17 protein-coding genes and 1 pseudogene are annotated in these 20838 nt (G+C 74.6%); 12 read left to right on the top strand and 6 right to left on the bottom strand.

From position 1 onward, the window contains the following. The first annotated feature begins 73 nt into the window (after window positions 1-73). From C892_RS0117095 to C892_RS0117040, 12 genes and pseudogenes are all read left to right on the top strand, one after another. Window positions 74-3538 carry a ThuA domain-containing protein gene (locus tag C892_RS0117095; RefSeq protein WP_017558164.1) on the top strand — a complete coding sequence of 1155 codons (3465 nt, stop codon included), beginning with the start codon at window positions 74-76 and terminating at the stop codon, window positions 3536-3538. A gap of 97 nt (window positions 3539-3635) precedes the next feature. Beyond that, window positions 3636-4640, top strand: coding sequence for a sugar phosphate isomerase/epimerase family protein (locus tag C892_RS0117090; protein WP_017558163.1), 1005 nt, complete (start codon window positions 3636-3638; stop codon window positions 4638-4640). Window positions 4641-4946: 306 nt separating this feature from the next. Then, window positions 4947-5621: a hypothetical protein gene (locus tag C892_RS0117085; protein WP_017558162.1), complete on the top strand. Its 675-nt coding sequence runs from the start codon at window positions 4947-4949 to the stop codon at window positions 5619-5621. After that, window positions 5621-6792 (top strand): annotated as a pseudogene (locus tag C892_RS29110) (inositol-3-phosphate synthase). Before C892_RS0117085 ends, C892_RS29110 begins: the two are co-directional and overlap by 1 nt. Then, window positions 6792-7652, top strand: a complete 861-nt coding sequence (locus tag C892_RS0117075) for an SCO3242 family prenyltransferase (protein WP_017558160.1) — start codon at window positions 6792-6794, stop codon at window positions 7650-7652. The pseudogene C892_RS29110 and the gene C892_RS0117075 overlap by 1 nt, the downstream one beginning before the upstream one ends. Further along, a complete protein-coding gene (locus C892_RS0117070; RefSeq protein ID WP_017558159.1) occupies window positions 7649-8545 on the top strand; it encodes a sugar phosphate isomerase/epimerase family protein in 897 nt (298 codons plus the stop codon). Before C892_RS0117075 ends, C892_RS0117070 begins: the two co-directional genes overlap by 4 nt. Before the next feature lie 173 nt (window positions 8546-8718). After that, complete coding sequence (locus tag C892_RS0117065) at window positions 8719-9411, top strand: EboA domain-containing protein (RefSeq protein WP_017558158.1); 693 nt, start codon at window positions 8719-8721, stop codon at window positions 9409-9411. After that, window positions 9411-10304 carry a TatD family hydrolase gene (locus C892_RS0117060; protein ID WP_017538817.1) on the top strand — a complete coding sequence of 298 codons (894 nt, stop codon included), beginning with the start codon at window positions 9411-9413 and terminating at the stop codon, window positions 10302-10304. The genes C892_RS0117065 and C892_RS0117060 overlap by 1 nt, the downstream gene beginning before the upstream one ends. Window positions 10305-10309: 5 nt before the next feature. Then, window positions 10310-11503: a metabolite traffic protein EboE gene (gene eboE / locus C892_RS0117055; protein ID WP_017558157.1), complete on the top strand. Its 1194-nt coding sequence runs from the start codon at window positions 10310-10312 to the stop codon at window positions 11501-11503. After that, the gene (locus C892_RS0117050; protein ID WP_017558156.1) at window positions 11503-12903 is read left to right on the top strand and encodes an alkaline phosphatase family protein; all 1401 of its coding nucleotides are present in this window, start codon (window positions 11503-11505) and stop codon (window positions 12901-12903) included. Before eboE ends, C892_RS0117050 begins: the two co-directional genes overlap by 1 nt. 35 nt (window positions 12904-12938) lie before the next feature. Continuing rightward, window positions 12939-13961 carry a sugar phosphate isomerase/epimerase family protein gene (locus C892_RS0117045; RefSeq protein ID WP_017558155.1) on the top strand — a complete coding sequence of 341 codons (1023 nt, stop codon included), beginning with the start codon at window positions 12939-12941 and terminating at the stop codon, window positions 13959-13961. Between the two features lie 149 nt (window positions 13962-14110). Further along, the gene (locus tag C892_RS0117040; protein ID WP_017538813.1) at window positions 14111-15058 is read left to right on the top strand and encodes a beta-ketoacyl-ACP synthase III; all 948 of its coding nucleotides are present in this window, start codon (window positions 14111-14113) and stop codon (window positions 15056-15058) included. 156 nt (window positions 15059-15214) lie between these two features. Here C892_RS0117040 and paaE read toward each other — a convergent pair whose 3' ends face one another. The 6 genes from paaE to paaN form a co-directional block, all read right to left on the bottom strand. After that, a complete protein-coding gene (gene paaE, locus C892_RS0117035; protein ID WP_017558154.1) occupies window positions 15215-16324 on the bottom strand; it encodes a 1,2-phenylacetyl-CoA epoxidase subunit PaaE in 1110 nt (369 codons plus the stop codon). 97 nt (window positions 16325-16421) lie between these two features. After that, on the bottom strand, window positions 16422-16928 hold the full coding sequence (gene paaD / locus C892_RS0117030; protein WP_017558153.1) for a 1,2-phenylacetyl-CoA epoxidase subunit PaaD: 507 nt from the start codon (window positions 16926-16928) through the stop codon (window positions 16422-16424). Then, on the bottom strand, window positions 16925-17737 hold the full coding sequence (gene paaC, locus C892_RS0117025) for a 1,2-phenylacetyl-CoA epoxidase subunit PaaC (RefSeq protein ID WP_017538809.1): 813 nt from the start codon (window positions 17735-17737) through the stop codon (window positions 16925-16927). The genes paaD and paaC overlap by 4 nt, the downstream gene beginning before the upstream one ends. Further along, window positions 17734-18015, bottom strand: a complete 282-nt coding sequence (gene paaB, locus C892_RS0117020) for a 1,2-phenylacetyl-CoA epoxidase subunit PaaB (protein ID WP_017538808.1) — start codon at window positions 18013-18015, stop codon at window positions 17734-17736. The genes paaC and paaB overlap by 4 nt, the downstream gene beginning before the upstream one ends. A gap of 22 nt (window positions 18016-18037) precedes the next feature. Beyond that, on the bottom strand, window positions 18038-19015 hold the full coding sequence (gene paaA / locus C892_RS0117015; protein ID WP_017538807.1) for a 1,2-phenylacetyl-CoA epoxidase subunit PaaA: 978 nt from the start codon (window positions 19013-19015) through the stop codon (window positions 18038-18040). Between the two features lie 128 nt (window positions 19016-19143). Beyond that, window positions 19144-20814: a phenylacetic acid degradation protein PaaN gene (paaN, locus tag C892_RS0117010; protein ID WP_017558152.1), complete on the bottom strand. Its 1671-nt coding sequence runs from the start codon at window positions 20812-20814 to the stop codon at window positions 19144-19146. Window positions 20815-20838 lie beyond the last annotated feature (24 nt).

Raw genomic sequence — 20838 nt, 5'->3', positions numbered from 1 at the left:
GCCGGCACGCCGCACGGACGACCCTTGCCCGACGTCTCCAAGCCCTGGACACACGACCGGTGAGGTTACCTCCATGAGCGCACGCAACCGGCGCCTGCGAAGACTCGGCGCCGTGCTCTCCTCGCTGCTGCTCGCCCTCTCACTGGCGGCCGCCCCCGCGGCCGCCGACGCCGAGGCGGCGCACGAGGAGTTCAACGCCCTGCTGTTCACCAAGACCGCCGGATACCGGCACGACTCGATCCCCTCGGGGATCGCCCTGTTCGAGCGCCTGGCCGAGGAGAACCACTTCGGCCTGGAGCACACCGAGGACTCCTCGGTCTTCAACGACGAGGACCTGGACCGCTTCGACGTCGTCATCATGTTCCAGACCTCGGGCATGGTGTGGGAGGACGACGCCCAGCGCCAGGCCGTGCAGGACTACGCGGCCGACGGCGGCGGAATCGCCGCGATCCACAACGCCACCGACATGAACATCGAGGGCGGGTTCGCCTGGTGGGACGACCACGTCAACGCCGGGGCGCACATGCCCACCCACTCCCCCGGGGTGCTGGAGGGCACCGCCCAGGTCACCGACCCCGCGCACCCCTCCACCGACGGGCTGCCGGCCCGCTGGCAGCGCTCGGAGGAGTGGTACAACTTCGACACCAGCGTGCGGGGCGACGCCCACGTGCTGGTCAGCGCGGACGAGACCACCTACGACCCGGGCCCCGACGCGATGGGGCACGACCACCCGGTCTCCTGGTGCCGGGACGTGGACGGGGCCCCCGTGTGGGCCACCGCGATGGGCCACCCCGCCGACGCCTACAGCGAGCCGGAGTTCATCGACCACCTGCTGGGCGGCGTGCGCAGCGCCGCCGGGGCGGCCGAGGCCGACTGCGGCGGAACGGTGTGGGACGACTACGAGAAGGTCACCCTGGACGGCGGCGCCTACGACCCGCTGGAGCTGGGCGTGGCCGACGACGGCCGGGTGTTCTACGTCCAGCGCCAGGGCGAGGTGAAGGTCTTCGACCCGACCACCAACCGCACCCGCACCACCGGGAAGCTGGACACCTACACCGGCGGCGAGGACGGCCTGGTCGGCATGGCCCTGGACCCGGACTTCGCCGACAACGGGTGGATCTACCTGTACTACGCCCCGGCGTCCGAGGACGACACCGACCCGGAGAACATGCACAACCGGGTCTCCCGGTTCACCGTCACCGAGGAGGCGGGCGGCACCCTCGACCCGGACTCGGAGAAGGTGCTGATGGAGGTCCCGGCGTCGCGCGTCAACGAGCCGGGGCACACCGGAGGGGCGCTGGAGTTCGGCCCGGGCGGCGAGCTGTACATCGGCGTCGGGGACGACACCAACCCCTTCGCCTCCGACGGCTACACGCCCATCGACGAGCGCGACGGGCGCGCGTCCTGGGACGCCCAGCGCACCGCGGCCAACACCGCCGACCTGCGCGGCAAGCTGCTGCGGATCGTCCCGCAGGACGACGGCACCTACACCGTCCCCGACGACAACCTGTTCAACGGCGGGCAGTGGGACGAGCTGTTCCCCGACGGGACCTACGACCCGGACCTGGCGCTGCCGGAGATCTACGCGATGGGCTTCCGCAACCCGTTCCGGTTCGCGGTCGACCCGGAGACCGGGCACGTCATGACGGCCGACTACGGCCCCGACGCCGCCGAGGGCGACCCCGACCGCGGACCCGAGGGCCTGGTCGAGTGGATGGCCATCGAGGGGCCCGGCAACTTCGGCTGGCCCTACTGCCACGGCCCCAACGAGCCCTACATCGACTACGACTTCGCCACCGGGGAGTCCGGCGGGGCCTTCGACTGCGAGAACCCCGTCAACGACTCGCCCAACAACACCGGTCTGACGGACCTGCCGCCGTCGGTCCCCCCGGACTTCCACTACGGCTACGGCCCCTCCGAGCAGTGGCCGGAACTGGGCGAGGGGCCCGCCGCGCCGATGGCCGGGCCGGTCTACCACTACGACCCCGGCCTGGAGTCGCCCACCAAGTTCCCCGCCTCCATGGACGGCAAGCCCATGTTCTACGAGTGGGGGCGCTACTACCTGAAGGAGGTCGCGCTCGACGGCGAGGGGGACGTGCTCGACATCGGGTCCTTCCTGCCCGAGACCGAGTTCGACTACCCGATGGACATGGAGTACGGCCCGGACGGCTCGCTGTACCTGCTGGAGTGGGGCGCGGGCTTCGGCACCGGCGGCGACGCCGGCCTGTACCGGATCGACTACACCGGCGGGGAGCAGTACCCGGTCGCCGAGGCCTCCGCCGAGCCGGACGACGGGCCGGCGCCGCTGGAGGCGGCGTTCTCCTCCGAGGGCACCGGCCACCCCGACCCCGACGAGGACCTAGAGCTGAGCTGGGACTTCGGTGACGGGGCCACCTCGGAGGAGGCGAACCCGACGCACACCTACACCGAGGTGGGCGACTACGTCGCCCAGCTCACGGCCACCGACTCCCAGGGGCGCACGGCCACCGCCAACGTCCCGGTCGCGGTGGGCAACACCGCGCCGGAGGTGGAGATCACCGCGCCGCCGGACGGGTCGGTGTTCGAATTCGGCGACACGGTGCCCGTCGAGGTGTCGGTCACCGACGCCGAGGACGGGTCCACCGCGGACGGGGGCATCGACTGCGCCGACGTGACCATCACGGCCTCGCTCGGCCATGACGAGCACGCCCACCTGGTGGACCGGGTGCAGGGGTGCGAGGCCGAGATCGAGACGCTGGCCGACGACGGGCACGGGGCCGAGGCGAACCTGTTCTACGTCATCGCCGCCGAGTACACCGACTCCGGCGGCGCGGACGGGCAGGTGGACCCGCTGCCCGGGCGCACCGACACGCTCCTGCAGCCCAAGCGGAAGCAGGCGCAGTACACCTCGTCGGCCGAGGGGGTCTCGGTGGAGGAGACCACCGATCCCGAGGGCGGGCTGGAGCACCTGACCGCCCTCGGCGACGGGGACCACGTCTCCTACTCCCCGGTGAGCCTGGCCGGCGTGGAGTCGCTCGGGCTCCGGGCGGCCTCCGGCGGGTCCGGGGGCACCGTGGAGCTGCGCGCCGACGCCCCGGACGGGGAGCTGATCGGCACCGCCGAGGTGGAGCCCACCGGCGGGTGGGACTCCTGGACCGACGTGCCGGTGGAGTTCACCGACCCGGGCCGGCCCGTGGAGCTGTTCCTGGTGTTCACGGGCGACGGGGACGACCTGTTCGATCTGAACTACCTGCAGTTCCGGGGACCCGGAGCCGCCGACCCCGGCGGGGGCGACGACGGCGGACCGGAGGTCCCGGGCACCTTCGAGGAGGCGCGGAACCTGCTCGACGGCTACGAGGAGGACGGCGTCCTCACCACCTCGCAGTCGGCCCGGTTGAACGCCCACCTGGACACGGCCGAGAGGCACACCGACAAGGACAGGCACAAGCAGGCGGGCAAGGCGCTCGACCGGTTCGCCGACGTGGCGGAGGAGGTCGAGGACGAGGAGGCGCGCGAGCTGCTGCTCGACACCGCCGAGGCCTTGCGCACCGATCCGTAGCGGCCCCTGAGGGCCCATCCGTTCCGGCGGAGCGCCCCTCGCGGGCCCCCGCCCCTACCCCACCCATCCCCCTACGTGACCGGAGACGGGAGCGGACATGGCACGGATCGAATTCGACAGACGAGGCTTCCTGGGCACCGTGGCGGCGGGGACCGTCGCCGTCGGCGCCGGGACGCTGGCGGGCGCGGCCCCGGCGGGCGCCGCAGGTGCTTCGGAGGCCGCGGGTGCCGCGGGCGGGGGCTGCGTCTTCCCCACGGGCCGCATCGGCATCCAGCTGTACAGCATCCGGGACAAGGTGGCCGAGCTCGGCTTCGCCCGCGTCTTCGAGGAGCTGTCGCGGATCGGCTACGCCGAGGTGGAGCTGGCCGGGTACACCCAGCCGGGGGTCGGCCCCATCACGGTGCAGGAAATCCGGCGGCTGCTGGACGAGAACGGGCTGCGGGCGGCCGGCACCCACGTCGGCCTGGGCGCCTGGCGGGAGGACCCCGAGCGGGAGCTGGACAGCGCCGAGATCCTCGGGGCGCCGTACGCGGGGACGGCCGACCCGCCCTCGGACGACACCACCGTGGACGGGTACCGCAGGGCGGCCGGGGAGTTCGACCGGATCGGCGCGCTCGCCGCCGAGCGGGGCATCGGCTTCTACCAGCACAACCACCACTGGGAGTTCGCCTTCGCCGACGACGACCCGGACACCCGGCTCTACGACGTGTTCCTGGAGCACACCGACCCCGCACTGGTGTTCCTGGAGATGGACGTCTACTGGGCCTACGTCGGGCAGCACGTCTACCCCGGGTTCGACCCGGTGGAGTACGTGCTGGCGCACCCGGAGCGCTACCCGCTCTTCCACGTCAAGGACGGCAAGGAGAACGAGGACAACCCGCTCGGCTACGACATCATCGAGTTCGGCGAGGGCGACCTGCGCTACGCCGACTTCTTCTCCCGGGTCCGGGGCCGCCCGCACGCGCTGTGGGAGCAGGACAACGCGCCCGACTCGGCGGTGCCCCCGCACCCGGTGGACTCGCTGGGCAACGCCGAGCGGAGCTACCGGGCCATGCGCGGGCTGCGCCGCCCCCACCCGGGGCGGGGACCGTACGGGCACTGAGCCGGTGCCGCCCCTCCGGCGGGCGCCGCCGCCCGCCGGAGGGGCGCGACCGCCGCCTCCGTCCCGGCCCGGACCGACCGAACCGACTGACCAGCACTTTCCCCCGACGCAGGATCATCCGCGCAATCCGCCGTCACCGACCGCTTCCCTACCACTCGGTAGGTACTGAGACTCCTGCCCCACCGGGGGCAGAGGTGACGGGGGTCACACCAGAAAGGTGGCGCCGTGCCCAGTCGGCCGACCGACGCGACACCCCGCAGGAGCCGATCGTCCTCCCCGAACCCCCCGCCCGGGCCCGCCCGGCCGGTGCGGCGCGCGCTGCTGGCCGTCGCCGCGGCGCTGGCCGTCTCCGGCGCCTCCGTCGGGGGCTACTACCTGTTCCTGCGCGAGCCGCCGCCCGGCCCCGACCCCGACCGGGTCGCCGAGCTGGAGGCCTCCGAGAGCGCGCGCGGCGTCGAGCAGGCGGGCGCGCTCATCGACACCACCCGCGACGCCTATGACGAGCTGCTCCCCGTCGTCGAGGGGCTGGACACCGCCCTTCCCGCCGACGGGTCCCAGCCGGGGGAGGCGCCCTCCGGCGGCGAGGTCGACGGCTGGGCGGACGCCGTCGACGGCGTCTCCGAGGAGCTGAGCGCCTCCCCCTCCGGCGGCACCGGCTACAACGTGGCCCGCGGCGGCATGCGGTCGGCCGTGGACCTGCTCGGGTCGTCGGTGGAGGCCTACGGGGCCGCCCTGGAGGCCGACGGCGGCGGGCGCGAGCGGCTGGAGGCCCTCGCCTCCGACCTGCGCACCCAGGCCGTGCGGGCGTGGTCGGTGGCCGCCACCCAGCTCGACGCGGTCGCCCTGGAGGCCGGCCACGGGCACGTGCACATCTACCTGCCGGCCGCGCCCGGGAGCGGAGCGCTGGCGCCGGACTCCGCCCCCGAGGGCTCCCAGGCCCACGGCGGGCAGGGCGGCGACGGCGGAGAGGACGGCCACTGATGCGGACCGGGGTATGGCTCGTCGGCGCCCGCGGGTCGGTGGCGGCGACCACCGTGGCCGGGGCGCTGGCGCTGCGCGCGGGCGCGGCCGAGCCGGTGGGCTGCGTGGCCGACCTGCCCGGCCCGGACCGGGCCGGGGCGCCCGGCGTGGGCGACCTGGTGTTCGGCGGCCACGACGTGGCCGGGCCGCCGCTGCCCAAGCGGGTGGCGATGCTGGCCGAGGGCGGCGTCGTCCCGGCCGGGCTGCCCGGGGTGCTGGAGGAGGAGCTGGCGGCGGTCGAGGCGCGGATCCGGCCGGGCGCGGCACCGTCGCGGGGCCGGGCGCAGCGGGAGGCGGCCGCGCGGATCGAGGAGGACCTGCGGCGCTTCCGGGAGGAGGAGGGCCTGGACCGGGTCGTGGTGGTGGACGTGTCCAGCACCGGGCCGCCGCTGCCGCCGGACGGGCCCGCGGCCGCGGCGGCCGCCTCGGCGGACCTGCTGGAGGAGGCCCTGGAGCGGGGCGGGCCCCGCTGCCGGCCAGCTCGCTGTACGCCTACGCGGCCTTCCGCGCGGGGTGCCCGGTGGCCTCGTTCACCCCCGGCCCCGGGCCGTGCCTGCCCGCGCTGGAGGAGGCCGCCCTGCGGGAGGGGCTGTGCTGGGCGGGCTCGGACGGCAAGACCGGGGAGACCCTGCTCAAGAGCGTGCTCGCACCGATGTTCGCGCAGCGTGCGCTGCGGGTGCGGTCGTGGTCGTCGGTGAACCTGCTCGGCGGCGGCGACGGCGAGACACTGTCGGACCCCGCCAGCGCGGGAAGCAAGACCGCCTCCAAGGGGCGGGGGCTGCGCTCGATGCTCGGCACGGACGTGGCAGGTCCCCTGCACATCGACTACGTGCCGGACCTGGGGGACTTCAAGACGGCGTGGGACCACGTGTCGTTCGAGGGGTTCCTGGGTGTACGGATGAGCCTGCAGTTCACCTGGGCCGGGTGCGACTCGGCGCTGGCGGCGCCCCTGGTGCTGGACATCGCCCGCCTGACAGCGCGCGCCCACCAGGTCGGCGAGACCGGGCCCTTGGGGGCGCTGGCGTTCTTCTTCAAGGACCCCGTGGGTTCACAGGAGCACGCCCTGTCGGCGCAGTGGGACGCCCTCGTCGAATGGTGCGCCCGGCTGGGCCGCGAAGGCGAGGGGGCGTGATGGGACGGCTTCGCGCCTTCGCCGAGCTGGTCCGGCTCCCGGCCGCCCTGTCCGTGCCCGGGGACACGCTCGCCGGGGCCGCCGCTGCCGGATGGCCGCACGGGCGGCGCACCTGGGCCATGCCCGTGGCGTCGGCCTGCCTGTACTGGGCCGGGATGGCGCTCAACGACTACGCGGACCGGGAGCTCGACGCGCGGGAGCGCCCTGAGCGCCCCCTGCCGTCGGGGCGTGTGCGCCCTTGGGAAGCGCTCGCCGCGGCCGCCGGGCTGACCGGGGCGGGCATCGGTGCCGCCGCCTTCGCCGGAGGGCGGGGGAGCGCGGTGACCGCGTCACTGCTCGCCGCCGGGGTGTGGACGTACGACCTGCTGCTCAAACCCACCCCCCTGGCCCCGCTGGGGATGGCGTTCAACCGCGGGATGGACGTGGTCATGGGGGCAGGGCCCCGCCCGCGCGCGGCGGCGCTGCCGGCGCTCGGGCTGGCCGTCCACACCTTCGGGGTGACCCTGCTGAGCCGCGGTGAGGTGCACGGCACCGACAGGCCGACGGCCCGGACGGTCGTCGCGGGAACGGCGGCCGGGGTCCTGCTCCCCCTCGCCCCGCCGTGGAAGGCGGATCGTGCGCGCTTGGCCGCCGGAGCGTTCGGCGCCTGGTACGGCGCGTCGGTCGGCGCCGCCCAGGCTGCGGCGGTCCGATGCCCTGAGGCCCCGACGGTCATGGCGGCCACGGGCGCGGGCATCCGGGGGATGATCCCGCTTCAGGCCGCCTACATCGCCCGAGCAGGGGCGCCCGTGACCGCGGCGGCGCTCTCGGGCGCGGTCCCCGCGGCCCGGGCCGGATTCAAGGCGGTGTCGGCGACATGACGGACGGGACCCCTCGACGACAGGACGGGACGGCCCTGCGGTTCGGTTACGGCACCAACGGGTTCGGGGACCACCGGCTCGAGCAGGCCCTGGAGGTCATCGCCGGACTGGGCTACGACGGGGTCGGGCTTACCCTGGACCACCCGCACCTGGACCCGTTCGCGCCGGACGCCTCCGCGCGCACCGCAGCCGTGGGACGGGTCCTGGACCGGCTGGGGCTGGCGGTGGTCATCGAGACCGGGGCCCGCTACCTCATGGACCCCTGGCGCAAGCACGAGCCCACGCTGGTCTCCGACACCGGCCGGGAGCGGCGGGTCGACCTCCTCCGCCGGGCCGTGCGCATCGCCGCCGACCTGGGCGCCGAGGCCGTCTCCTTCTGGTCGGGCGTCCTGGCGCCCGGGGTCCCCGAGGCGGTCGGGTGGAGCCGTCTGACCGCGGGGGTCGGCCAGGTCCTGGAGGAGGCCGAGCGCCACGGGGTCACCTGCGCGTTCGAGCCCGAGCCGGGGATGTTCTGCGCCCGGCTGGCCGACGTGCACGAGCTGCGGGAGCGCCTCGGCCGGCCCGAGCGCCTGCGGGTGACCCTCGACGTCGGCCACTGCGTGTGCAACGAGCCGCTCGACGCCGCCGCAACCGTGTCCGAGGCGGGGCCGCTGCTGGCCAACGTGCAACTGGACGACATGCGCCCGGGCGTCCACGAGCACCTGGAGTTCGGCGACGGCGGACTGGACCTGCCCGCCGCGCTCGGGGCGCTCGTCGACGCGGGGTACCGGGGGCTGGCCTCGGTGGAGCTTCCCCGGCACGGCCACGCCGCCCCGCAGGTCGCCGCCGGTTCCCTGCAGGCCCTGCGCGCCGCCGAGCGCCAGGCCCGGAAAGACCGGAGGGAGGCCCGGTGACCGACCACGACATCCTGCCGCCTGCCGGGCGGCCGGGACCGAACGTCCCGTTGGCCCGCCCCGCCGACCGGGCACCAGAGCGGGGGCACCAGCCCGCCCGCGCCGGGTACGGCAGCCCGTTCCCCCACGGCGGTAACGGCTCCGGCGGGGCGGCGGAAAGGAGCGTTCCCTCCATGAACGGCACCGACGGCACCGGAGTCACCGACCGCCTCACCGCCCTCGTCGAACGGGTGCGCCGCGACCCCGGGGCGGTCGGATGGCTCTTCCCCGCGGTCGGCAGGAGGGTCGGGCGCGGCCCCGGCCCGTCCGGCGATCCCGAAGGGGTCCTCGGGCCCACATTCCAGGACGGTGCGCGGGCCGCCGTGGTCGCCGCGCTCCGCGACACCGTCGGCGCCGAACGGTTCGCCGAGGAGGTCGAGGCCCTCTACCGGTTCGGCGACGCCGAGGAGAAGCGCGCCGTGCTGCGCTCCCTGCCCCTCCTGGGCCGGGGCGGGGACGCCGGCCGGCTCGCCGCCGGGCTCATCGCGGACGCGCTGCGCGGCAACGACCCCCGGCTCATCGCGGCCGCCCTCGGCACCCCCGCGGCCGCCGCCCTCGACGACCACGCCTGGCGGCACGGCGTGCTCAAGTGCCTGTTCAGCGACGTCCCGCTGGCCGCCGTGCACGGCCTGGCCGAGCGCGCCGACGCCGAGCTCGGCCGGATGGCCGCCGGGTACGCCGCCGAGCGCGAGGCCGCGGGGCGGGAGGTGCCGGCCGACGTCCGGCGGCTGATCGCCCTCTCCCCGCACCCGGCCGACTCCCCCGGCACCGACGACGGCACCGGAACCGGTGCCTCCGCTCCGCCCACCACCGGCCAGGAGGCGTGATGCGCATCTTCGACCCGCACGTCCACATGACCTCCCGCACCACCGACGACTACCGGCGGATGTACGAGGCGGGGGTCCGGGCCCTCGTGGAGCCCGCGTTCTGGCTCGGCCAGCCGCGCACGAACCCCGGATCCTTCCACGACTACTTCGACGGCCTCGTGGGCTGGGAGCGCTTCCGCGCCTCCCGCTACGGGATCCGGCACCACTGCGCCATCGCCCTCAACCCCAAGGAGGCCAACGACCCCCGCTGCACCGAGGTGCTGCGCACCCTGCCCCGCTACCTCGCCAAGGACGGGGTGGTGGCGGTGGGCGAGGTGGGTTTCGACGCCCTGACGGCCGAGGAGGAGAAGGCCTTCCGGCACCAGCTCGCCCTGGCCGCCGAGCACGGCCTGCCGGTGCTGGTGCACACCCCGCACCGGGACAAGGCGGCCGGGACCCGGCGCACGCTCGAACTGGTCGCCGAGTCGGGCCTGCCGCCCGAGCGGGTGCTGGTGGACCACCTCAACGAGACCACCGTGGACCTGGTCGACGGCTCCGGCTGCACCCTCGGGTTCTCCATCTACCCCGACACCAAGATGGACCCCGTCCGCATGGTGCGCATCCTCCAGGAGCGCGGCCTGGAGCGGGTGGTGGTGAACTCCGCCGCCGACTGGGGCCACAGCGACCCGCTGTCCACCGCGCACACGGGCGAACAGATGCTGCGCGCCGGGTTCACCGAGGACGACGTGGACCGGGTGCTGTGGCGCAACCCCGTGGAGTTCTTCGCCCGCAGCGGGCGCCTGCTGCTGGAGGAGGCCGTCCCCGACACCGGCGGCGCGTTCGCCGGCAACTCCGTCCTGCGGGGCCGGCACGCCGAACCCGATCCCCCCGCCACCGAGCCCCGAGAGGACTGACGCGCGTGCGCATGCGGCACCCCGACGGCACCACCGTCCACATCGCCTACTGCACCAACGTGCACCCGGCCGAGGACGTCGACGGCCTCATCGCCCAGATCCGCCGCTACGGCTCCGGGGTCCGGCGGGCCCTGGACACCGGCCGGCTCGGCCTGGGCCTGTGGCTGCCCGCCCCGGCCGCGCGCGAGCTGGCCGCGTCGGCCGCCGAGATCAAGCGCCTGCGCGCCGCCCTGGACGCCGCCGGCTGCGAGGTCGTCACCCTGAACGCCTTCCCCTACGCGCGCTTCCACGCCCCGCGGGTCAAGCACGACGTGTTCACCCCCGACTGGACCGCGCCCGAGCGGCTGGAGTACACCCTGGACTGCGCCCGTGTGCTGGCGCGCCTGATGCCCGACGACGCGGTGCGGGGCAGCGTCTCCACCGTGCCGCTGGGCCGGCGCGAGGGCTGGGGGCCGGAGAGCACCGCCCGCGCCCTGGCCAACCTCGACCGGCTCGCCGGCGGGCTGGACGGGCTGGCCGCCGAGGAGGGGCGCACCGTCCGCGTCGGCCTGGAGCCCGAACCGGGCTGCGCGGTGGAGACCGCCGAGGACGCCGCCGCGCACCTCGGCGGCCGCTCCGGGGCTTCCCGAGTGGGACCGCGGGTGGGCGTGTGCCTGGACACGTGCCACCTCGCCGTCGGCTTCGAGGAGCCCGGCGAGGCGCTGGAGCGCGTGCGCGGCGCGGGCCTGCCGATCGTCAAACTGCAGGCCTCGGCGGCGGTCGAGGCGCCCCGCCCCGGGGACCCCGGGCAGCGCGCGGCGCTGCGGGCGTTCGCCGAGGACCGCTTCCTGCACCAGGTGCGGGAGGGGCCCGCGAAGGGCGGCGGCCCGGGGGCCAGGGACGACCTGCCCGATGCGCTGGACGGGACCGACCCGCTGCCCGGCGCGGCCCCCTGGCGCGTCCACTTCCACGTGCCCGTGCACCGTCCGCCCGCCGCACCGCTGCTCGGGACCGGGGACCACCTCTCCGCGGTCCTGCTCCACGCCTTCGGCGGCGCCGCTCCGCTCACCGACCACGTGGAGGTGGAGACCTACACCTGGTCCGTGCTGCCCGAGCGGGAGCGCCCCGCCGGCGACGACGGGCTGATCGCGGGGATCGCCGCCGAGATCGCCTGGACCCGCGACCGGCTCACCGCGCTCGGCCTGGAGGTGGCGTCCTGATGCCCGCCCCGCACCCGGTCCTGGTGGTCGACGCCGTCGGCCTCACCCCGCGCCTGCTGGAGCACGCGCCCCGCCTGAAGGCGCTGGCCGACCAGGGGTGGCAGGCGCCCCTGGACACGGTGCTGCCCGCGGTGACCTGCCCGGTGCAGTCGACCTTCCTCACCGGGGGCCTCCCCCGCGACCACGGCATCGTCGGCAACGGGTGGTTCTTCCGCGACCTCGGCGAGGTCATGCTCTGGCGCCAGCACAACCGCCTGGTGCAGGGGGAGAAGGCGTGGGAGACGGCCCGCCGCGCCTTCCCCGGCTACACGGCGGCCAACGTGTGCTGGTGGTACGCCATGGGGGCGAGCACCGACTGGACGGTCACCCCGCGCCCCGTCTACCACGCCGACGGCCGCAAGTCCCCCGACTGCTACGCCCGGCCGCCCGCCCTGCACGAGGAGCTGACGTCCTCGCTGGGGCCCTTCCCGCTGTTCGACTACTGGGGGCCGACCGCGTCGCTGCGCTCCACCGCGTGGATCGTCTCCGCGACGCGCGCCCTGCTCCCCCGGGCCGACATGACCCTGTGCTACATCCCGCACCTCGACTACGACCTGCAGCGCCACGGTCCGCACTCCGAGCAGGCCCGGACCGCCGTGCGGGACATGGACGCCGCGCTGGCGCCCCTGCTCGACGACGCGGCCGAGCGCGGGACGCGGGTGCTGGTGGTGAGCGAGTACGGGATCACCCCGGCGAGCCGCCCGGTGCACGTCAACCGGGCGCTGCGCGAGGCGGGCCTGCTGGAGGTCTACACCCAGCACGGCATGGAGTACCTGGACCCGTGGGCCTCGCGCGCGTTCGCCGTGGCCGACCACCAGGCGGCGCACGTCTACGTCGCCGACCCCGCCGACGTTCCGCACGTGGCGTCCCTGGCGTCCTCGCTGCCCGGTGTGGACCTGGTGCTCGACAAGGCGGCCCAGGCCGACCACGGGCTGGACCACGAACGCTCCGGCGAGCTGGTGCTGGTCGCCGGGCCGGAGGCCTGGTTCACCTACTACTACTGGCTGGACGACGCTTCGGCGCCCGACTTCGCGCGCGGCGTGGAGATCCACCGCAAGCCCGGATTCGACCCCGCCGAGCTGTTCCTCGACCCCGCCGCCCCGAACGCCGCCAAAGCGCGCGCCGCGCTCAACCTGGCGAAGAAGAAGGCCGGCCTGCGCTACACGATGAACGTCGTGCCGACCGACGCCCGATGGGTCCGCGGCACGCACGGGCGCATGCCGGACGACCCCTTGGACGGTCCGGTCGCCGTCTGCGGCGACCCGTCCTTCTCCCGGGACAGGATCGCCGCGACCGACGTCCGCGACCTCATGCTCGGCCTCGCCGGTGTGCCGGCACCGGCGAGGCCGACCCGCCCGTGACCCCTGAGGCCCCGACCCCCTAAGGAGCCGACACCATGCCCCGACCCGTCACCCTGTTCACCGGCCAGTGGGCCGACCTGCCGTTCGAGGAGGTGTGCCGCCTGGCCTCCTCGTGGGGCTACGACGGCCTGGAGATCGCCTGCTGGGGCGACCACTTCGACGTCCGCCAGGCGGTGGAGGACCCGTCCTACGTCGACGCCAAGCGCGCGGTGCTCGGCAAGTACGACCTGAAGGTGTGGGCGATCTCCAACCACCTCACCGGGCAGGCCGTGTGCGACGACCCGATCGACCACCGGCACAAGGACATCCTGCGCCCGCGCATCTGGGGCGACGGCGACCCCGAGGGCGTGCGGGGGCGCGCGGCCGAGGAGATGAGGCTGACCGCGCGCGCGGCCGCCCGGCTCGGTGTGGACACCGTGGTCGGCTTCACCGGGTCGCCGATCTGGAAGTACGTGGCGATGTTCCCTCCGGTGGGAGCGGACGTCATCGAGGCCGGGTACGCCGAGTTCGCCGAGCGCTGGAACCCGATCCTGGACGTGTTCGACGAGGTGGGGGTGCGCTTCGCCCACGAGGTGCACCCCTCCGAGATCGCCTACGACCATTGGACCACCGAGCGCGCGCTGGAGGCCGTGGGGCACCGCGAGGCGTTCGGGCTGAACTGGGACCCCAGCCACATGGTCTGGCAGGACATCGACCCCGCCGCCTTCCTGTGGGACTTCCGCGACCGCATCTACCACGTGGACTGCAAGGACACCCGCAAACGCGTGGGCGGCGGCCGCAACGGGCGGCTGGGCTCGCACCTGCCCTGGGGCGACCCCCGCCGGGGGTGGGACTTCGTCTCCACCGGCAGGGGCGACGTGCCGTGGGAGGACTGCTTCCGCACGCTCAACCGGATCGGCTACCACGGGCCGGTCTCGATCGAGTGGGAGGACGCCGGGATGGACCGGCTGGAGGGGGCGGCCGAAGCGGTGGCGTTCGTGCGCTCCAACCTGTTCGACGCCCCGGACGCCTCCTTCGACGCGGCGTTCGGCTCCGCCGAAGAGGAGGACGAGCAGTAGTCGTCCGAGGAGAGGATCCGTCCCCGGCACGCCGTTCCCGCCTGCCGGGGACGGCCTCCGCTTGTGCGACTGGCCAGTAGCCCTAAGACTGGCGTGGCTTACACATGCCAAGGCCCAGAAGGCCTGACATAGCGGGGGAAAGACGAAACATGACCGGGTCGCGGATCGTGGCGCTCGGCCACTACCAGCCCAGCACCGTGCTCACGAACGACGACGTGGCCCGGCTCACCGACACCAGCGACGAATGGATCCGCAGCCGCGTGGGCATCCGCACCCGCCACGTGGCCGCGCCCGGCGAGACCGTGGACGAGATGGCCGCGAACGCCGCCGCCAAGGCGCTGGCCAACGCCGGGACCGAGGCCGCCGACGTGGACATGGTCGTGGTGGCCACCTCCACGGCCGTGGACCGGAGCCCGAACATGGCCGCTCGGGTGGCGGCCCGGATCGGCGCCCCGGCCCCGGCCGTGCTGGACGTGAACGTGGTCTGCTCGGGCTACCCGCACGCCCTGGCCACCGCCGACCACGCCGTGCGGGCCGGGGCCGCGCGCACCGCCCTGGTGGTGGGCGCGGACAAGATGACCGACGTCGTGGAGTGGGCCGAGCGCTCCACCTCGGTCCTGGTCGGCGACGGCGCCGGGGCGGCGGTCCTGGCCGCCTGCCCGGACGGGGCCGAACCGGGGGTGGGCCCGGTGCTGTGGGGCTCCTTCCCCGAGATGGGCGACGCGATCCGGATCGGCGGCACGCCCACCCGCTTCGTGCAGGAGGGCCAGGCCGTCTACCGGTGGACCACCACCCGTCTGCCGGCCCTGGCGCGCGCGGCGTGCGAGCGCGGCGGCGTGGCGCCCGAGGAGCTGGGGGCGCTGGTCATGCACCAGGCGAACCTGCGCATCATCGAGTCCATCGCCCGCGGCATGGGCGCCCCGCAGGCGGTCCTGGCGCGGGACGTGGTGGAGTCGGGCAACACCTCGGCGGCGAGCATCCCGCTGGCCTTCTCCAAGCTCCTGGAACGGGGCGAGGTGGAGAGCGGCGTCCCGGTCCTGCTCTTCGGCTTCGGCGGCAACCTGTCCTACGCGGGCCAGGTCGTCCGCTGCCCCTGACGCCGGGGCGGCCTTCGGGCCCGATGGTCTCCGGAAGGGGTGGATTCTTCTCAGGGGTGGGAAAGTGAAGCGTGCTCCCGCCCCCGGACACGACGAGGATCCCCATGAGGGTCCCCCTTTCCACGGTGAGGGCCGCAGTGCTGAGGGCAGGGCGCCTCAGGCGTCGTAGTCGACGGCCACCTCGGCCCCCATGGGGCGGGACTGGCAGGTGAGGATGTAGCCCGCCTCGATCTCGGCGGGCTCCAGGGCGTAGTTGACCGGCATGTCCACCTCGCCCTCGCACAGTTTCGCCCGGCAGGTGCCGCAGACCCCGCCCCGGCAGGCGAAGGGGGCGTCGGCCCGGACCCGCAGGGCCGCCCCCAGCAGGGGTTCGGCGTCGCCGTCGGTGTCCACCGTGCTGGTGCGGCCGTCCAGGGTGAAGGTGAACCGCGTCGACGCCGCCGGGGCCGGGCCGCCCGCCGCGCCTCCCGCCTCGGAGGTGCGGCGCCTGCGCGGCGGCGGGGCCCCCTCGACGTGGAACAGCTCGAAGTGCACGCGCTCCCGGGACACCCCCCGGTCGGTCAGCACCTCCGTCACCGTCTCCACCATCTCCTGCGGACCGCACAGGTACCAGTGGGCGACGCCTGCGGTGTCCGGGAGCACGCCCAGCAGCTCCCCCATGCGCTCGGCGTCGATGCGCCCGCTGGTCAGCGGGGCCTCTCCCTGCTCGCGGCTGAGCACGTGCAGCAGCTGGAAGCGCGCGGAATGGCGGTCCTTCAGGTCGTTCAGCTCCTCCAGGAACATCACGTCCCGGGAGGTCCGGTTGGCGTAGACCAGGGTGAAGGTGCTCTCCGGCTCCCGGGCCAGCGTGGTCGCGGCCAGGGAGAGCACCGGGGTGATGCCGCTGCCGGCCGCGACGGCGACGTGCGCCCGGGCGGCGCCGGGGTCGAGCGGGACGTTGAAGCCGCCCAGCGGAGGCATCGCCTCCAGGGCGTCCCCCGGCTTGAGGGCGTCGTTGGCGAAGCAGGAGAACGCGCCGCCCTCCAAGCGCTTGACGCCGATCCGCAGCGGCCCGTCGGGCGCCGGGGAGCAGATCGAGTAGGTGCGCCGCACCTCCTCCGCCCCGCCGGGGCGGCGCACCGTCAGGTGCTGCCCCTGCACGAACCGGAACTCCTCGGCATGCTCGGGCGGGACATCCAAGGTCACCGCCACCGCGTCGTCGGTCAGCCGCTCCACGGCGGACACCGTCAGCGTGCGGAAGGCGGCCCTGCGGCGGCCTGCGGTCATGACTCTCCCGTCTGGTCCGTGCCGGCACTGTGCTTGTGCGGACCGTGTGCGGACCGTGTGCGGACCTGCGCACCTCCGCCCGGCCCTCTCCGGCGCCCTACAGCGGTTTGACGTGGTCGAAGGGCTCCTTGCACGACGTGCACACCCGCAGCTCCTTGCAGGCGGTGGAGCCGAAGCGGCTGAGCGTCCGGGTCTCGGGCGAACCACAGCGCGGGCACTTCACGCTCAGCCGGACCGGGACCGGCCCCACGGGCGCGGACCCGCTCGGCGGAGCGATCCCGTGCTCGGCGAGCTTGCGCCGCCCCTCCTCGGTGATCCAGTCGGTGCTCCACGCCGGCGACAGCACGGTGCGCACCTCGGCGTCCTCGTGGCCCAGCCGCGCCAGCCGCTCGCGCACGTCCTCGCGGATCGCCTCCATCGCCGGGCAGCCCGAGTAGGTCGGGGTGATCACCACCACCGGCCGCCCGTCCGCGCCGCGCTCCACCCCGCGCAGGATGCCCAGGTCGCGCAGGGTGAGCATGGGCATCTCGGGGTCGGGCACCGCGGCCGCCTCCTCGGCGACGCGCTCCAGCGCGGCGTCCCGGGTGCGGGCCGGCCCGGTCACCAGAGTGCTCCCGGGTGCGACCGGTGCAGGTGCTGCATCTCGGCCAGCAGGTAGCCGAAGGCCTCGGTGTGCACGCCCTGCCGGCCGCCCCTCCCGGCGGGGCCGGTGACCGGCGGCACCTCCGGGCGGGCCAGGCCCGCCTCGGCCAGCACCCCGTCCACGCAGGCCTCCCAGGCCGGGCGCAGCTCGGGAGGGTCGGCGCCGAGCCCGGCCGCGGCGACCGCGGCGAACACCGGGTCGGAGGCGAAGAGCTCCGCGGTGGAGGGCCAGGCCGCCTCCAGCGCCGCCGCCATCCGCTCGCTGCTCTCCTCGGTGCCGTCGCCCAGCCGCACGGTCCACCCGGCGGCGTGGTCGCGGTGGTAGGCCACCTCCTTGACCGCCTTGCCGGCGATCCCGGCCAGGGTCGCGTCGGCCGAGCCCGCCAGCCGCGAGTAGAGCTCGAACTGGTAGGCGGAGAACAGCAGCTGACGGGCGACGGTGTGCGCGAAGTCGGTGTTGGGCAGCTCCACCAGCAGGCAGTTGGCGAACTGGTCCTCGCCCCGCAGGAACGCCAGGTCGTCCTCGGTGCGCAGGACGCCGGTGAGCCGCTCCTCCAGGGAGCCGGCGTAGGTCAGCAGGGAGCGCGCCTGGCCGAGCAGGTCCAGGGCGGTGTTGGCCAGCGCCACGTCCTCCTCCAGCTGCGGCCCGCGGGCGGCCAGCTCGGCCAGCCGGTGGGAGGCGACGAGCGCGTCGTCGCCCAGCCGCAGCACGTAGGCGGCGAGCGCGGTGTCCGGCCCGGCGTGGGCCGATCCCCTCTCCTGGCCGCTCACAGGTGCTCCACCCCCTCGGGGACCGGGTAGAAGGTGGGATGCCGGTAGACCTTGTCCTCGGCCGGGTCGAAGAACGCGTCCTTGTCCTCGGGCGCCGAGGCGCTGATCTCCGCCGCCGGGACCACCCACACGCTGACGCCCTCCTGCCGCCGGGTGTACAGGTCCCGCGCGTTGTGCAGTGCGTGCTCGGCGTCGGCGGCGTGCAGGCTGCCGACGTGCACGTGGGACAGTCCGCGCCGGGCGCGGACGAAGACCTCCCACAGGGGCTGGTCCGCCATCGTGTCTCTCCCGCCTCTCACCTCAGGCCGCCGCGGTCCGGCTCCGGGCCCGGCTCTTGGCCGCGTGCGCACGGGCCGCCTCGCGCACCCAGGCCCCTTCGCGGTGGGCGTCGCGCCGGTGCTCGATGCGCTGCTTGTTGCAGGGCCCGTTCCCCTTGAGGACCTGCATGAACTCGTCCCAGTCGGGGGTGCCGAAGTCGTAGTGGCCGCGTTCGGCGTTCCAGGCCAGGTCGGGGTCGGGGAGGGTGAGCCCGAGCGCCTCGGCCTGCGGAACGATCATGTCGACGAAGCGCTGGCGGAGCTCGTCGTTGGAGAACCGCTTGATGTTCCAGGCCATGGACTTCTCCGAGTGCGTCGACTCCGAGTCCGGCGGGCCGAACATCATCAGCGAGGGCCAGTACCAGCGGTCGACCGAGTCCTGGGCCATCCTGCGCTGCGCCTCGGTGCCGCGCGCCAGGGTGTACAGGAGGTCGAAGCCCTGCCGCTGGTGGAAGCTCTCCTCCTTGCAGATGCGCACCATCGCGCGCGCGTAGGGCCCGTAGGAGCAGCGGCACAGGGGCACCTGGTTGGTGATCGCGGCGCCGTCGACCAGCCATCCGATGGCGCCGACGTCGGCCCAGGAGACGGTGGGGTAGTTGAAGATCGACGAGTAGCGCTGGCGCCCCTGGTGGAGCAGGTCGAGCAGTTCCTCCCGGGCCACGCCCAGGGTCTCGGCGGCGCTGTACAGGTACAGGCCGTGCCCGGCCTCGTCCTGCACCTTGGCGATGAGCACCGCCTTGCGGCGCAGCGAGGGGGCGCGGGTGATCCAGTTGCCCTCGGGCTGCATGCCGATGATCTCGGAGTGGGCGTGCTGGGCGATCTGGCGGATCAGGGTGCGCCGGTAGTCGTCGGGCATCCAGTCGCGCGGCTCGATCCGCTCGTCGGCGGCGATCCGCTCCTCGAAGCGCCGCTGCTCCGGCGCGTTCTCCGGCGCCGCCGTCGCCGTCCCTCGGTCCGTCATCGCGGGTCCTCCCCCGGCCATAATACCGACCGAACGTTCAGTGAGAAATTACCGCCCGGAGAAGGGCGGGGTCAACGGCGCGACCCCGCCCTCTCCGGCCGCGGAGCGGCCCCGTTCGGCCGTACTGCTCAGCCGTGCCGCCGGGACTGCACGAAGCTGAACCGGCCGGCGACGAACGCCGGGTCGGTCAGCGCGGCGGTCGCCGCCCGGTTGGCGCCGCTGCCGTGGTAGTCGCTGAAGGCCGCCGACTGGTTGACGAACACCTGCCCGGTGAGGTTCTCCGACAGGTTCACCCCGGCGTCCAGGGCGGCCTTCTCCGCCTCGGCCAGCACCTCCTCGGAGGTGGAGTAGACCGCGGCGGTCAGTGCGCCCCGGCGCTCCACGCTCCGGCGCAGCAGCCGCAGCGACTCCCCGGTTCCGGAGGTGGGCACGAGGAAGGAGACCGGGCCGAAGTGCTCGCGGCCGAACACCTCCTCGCGGTCGGCCTCCACCCGGACCACGGCCGGGGTGCGCACGGTGGCGTCGGCGAAGTCCGGGTGGGCGACCTCCTCCGAGCGCCGCACCGGCTCACCCAGCCCCTCGGCCCCGGCCAGCCGGTCCATCACGCCCTCGTTGGCGATGGCGCCGAGCACGCCCGCCGCCTTGGCCGGGTCGCCCAGCAGGCGCCCGAGCGCGCCGGACAGGTCCTCGCCGACCTGCTCGGCGCTCTTGCGGCCCTCGTCGGTGTCGATCCCGGCGGCGGGCACGAAGATGTTCTGCGGGGTGGTGCACATCTGCCCGCTGTACAGCGACAGCGAGAACGCCAGGTTGCCCAGCATCCCCGCGTAGGAGTCGGTGGAGTCCACCACCACGCAGTTGACCCCGGCCTTCTCGGTGAACACCGCGGCCTGGCGGGCGTTCTCCTCCAGCCACTCGCCGAACTCGCTGGAGCCGGTGAAGTCGACGATCCGCACCTCGGGCCGCAGCGCCAGGTCGGCGGCGATCCGGTCCTCGGCCCGCTCGGCGGCCAGCAGCACCGCGTTCGGGTCCAGCCCGCACTCGGCCAGCACCTCGCGGGCGACGGCCACGGTGATCGCCAGCGGCAGCACCGCCCGCGGGTGCGGCTTGACGATGACCGTGTTGCCGGTGACCAGGCTGGCGAACAGCGCCGGGTAGGCGTTCCAGGTGGGGAAGGTGTTGCAGCCGATGAGCAGGGCGGTGCCCCGCGGGACCGCGGTGAAGCGCTTCTCCATCACCAGCGGGTCGCCCTTGCGCTGGGGCTTCTCCCAGCGCACCGCGCCGGCGTAGCCGGTGGTCATGTCGTGGCCGTAGGCGAGTGCCTCCAGCCCGCGCTCCTGGGCGTGCGGGCCGCCGGCCTGGAAGGCCATGACGAAGGCCTGGCCGCTGGTGTGCTGCACGGCGTGCGCCATCTCGAAGCTGCGCTTGTTGATCCGGTCGAGGATCTCCAGGCAGATCCCGGCGCGCGCGTCCGGGCCGGCGTCCCGCCACGGCCCGGCGGCCTGCCCGGAGGCGGCGATCAGCGCGTCGGCGCCGGCGCGGGGGTAGCCCGTGCCCAGCGCCAGCCCGTACGGGGAGCGCTCGGTGACCACGCGGTCCCCGGTGCCGGGGTGGCCCTCCAGCGGGAAGTCCCGCCCCAGGTAGGCCTCGAAGGCCGCCTTTCCGGCCGGCGCCGCCTCCTCCCCGTACACCTTGGGGCTGGGGGATTCGGGGTAGGGCGACCAGAAGTGCCGTCCGCGGATCGCGCCGACCGCCTCCTCCAGGGTCTTGCGGTGCCGTTCGTAGAGCTCGCTGGGGTCCATGGGCGGCCTCTCCCTACGCGTCGT

Source organism: Nocardiopsis baichengensis YIM 90130 (assembly GCF_000341205.1).
Classification (GTDB): Bacteria; Actinomycetota; Actinomycetes; order Streptosporangiales; family Streptosporangiaceae; genus Nocardiopsis_A; species Nocardiopsis_A halophila.
The sequence above is the reverse complement of the archived record's forward strand: the minus strand, read 5'-3'. Positions and strand labels throughout refer to the sequence as shown.

Excerpts from the sequence above, each read along its gene's own strand:
- C892_RS0117095 (WP_017558164.1), top strand. The coding sequence starts at position 74 with ATGAGCGCACGCAACCGGCGCCTGCGAAGACTCGGCGCCGTGCTCTCC.
- C892_RS0117090 (WP_017558163.1), top strand. The coding sequence starts at position 3,636 with ATGGCACGGATCGAATTCGACAGACGAGGCTTCCTGGGCACCGTGGCG.
- C892_RS0117075 (WP_017558160.1), top strand. The coding sequence starts at position 6,792 with ATGGGACGGCTTCGCGCCTTCGCCGAGCTGGTCCGGCTCCCGGCCGCC.
- C892_RS0117070 (WP_017558159.1), top strand. The coding sequence starts at position 7,649 with ATGACGGACGGGACCCCTCGACGACAGGACGGGACGGCCCTGCGGTTC.
- C892_RS0117065 (WP_017558158.1), top strand. The coding sequence starts at position 8,719 with ATGAACGGCACCGACGGCACCGGAGTCACCGACCGCCTCACCGCCCTC.
- C892_RS0117060 (WP_017538817.1), top strand. The coding sequence starts at position 9,411 with ATGCGCATCTTCGACCCGCACGTCCACATGACCTCCCGCACCACCGAC.
- C892_RS0117050 (WP_017558156.1), top strand. The coding sequence starts at position 11,503 with ATGCCCGCCCCGCACCCGGTCCTGGTGGTCGACGCCGTCGGCCTCACC.
- C892_RS0117045 (WP_017558155.1), top strand. The coding sequence starts at position 12,939 with ATGCCCCGACCCGTCACCCTGTTCACCGGCCAGTGGGCCGACCTGCCG.
- C892_RS0117040 (WP_017538813.1), top strand. The coding sequence starts at position 14,111 with ATGACCGGGTCGCGGATCGTGGCGCTCGGCCACTACCAGCCCAGCACC.
- paaE (WP_017558154.1), bottom strand. The coding sequence starts at position 16,324 with ATGACCGCAGGCCGCCGCAGGGCCGCCTTCCGCACGCTGACGGTGTCC.
- paaB (WP_017538808.1), bottom strand. The coding sequence starts at position 18,015 with ATGGCGGACCAGCCCCTGTGGGAGGTCTTCGTCCGCGCCCGGCGCGGA.
- paaA (WP_017538807.1), bottom strand. The coding sequence starts at position 19,015 with ATGACGGACCGAGGGACGGCGACGGCGGCGCCGGAGAACGCGCCGGAG.
- paaN (WP_017558152.1), bottom strand. The coding sequence starts at position 20,814 with ATGGACCCCAGCGAGCTCTACGAACGGCACCGCAAGACCCTGGAGGAG.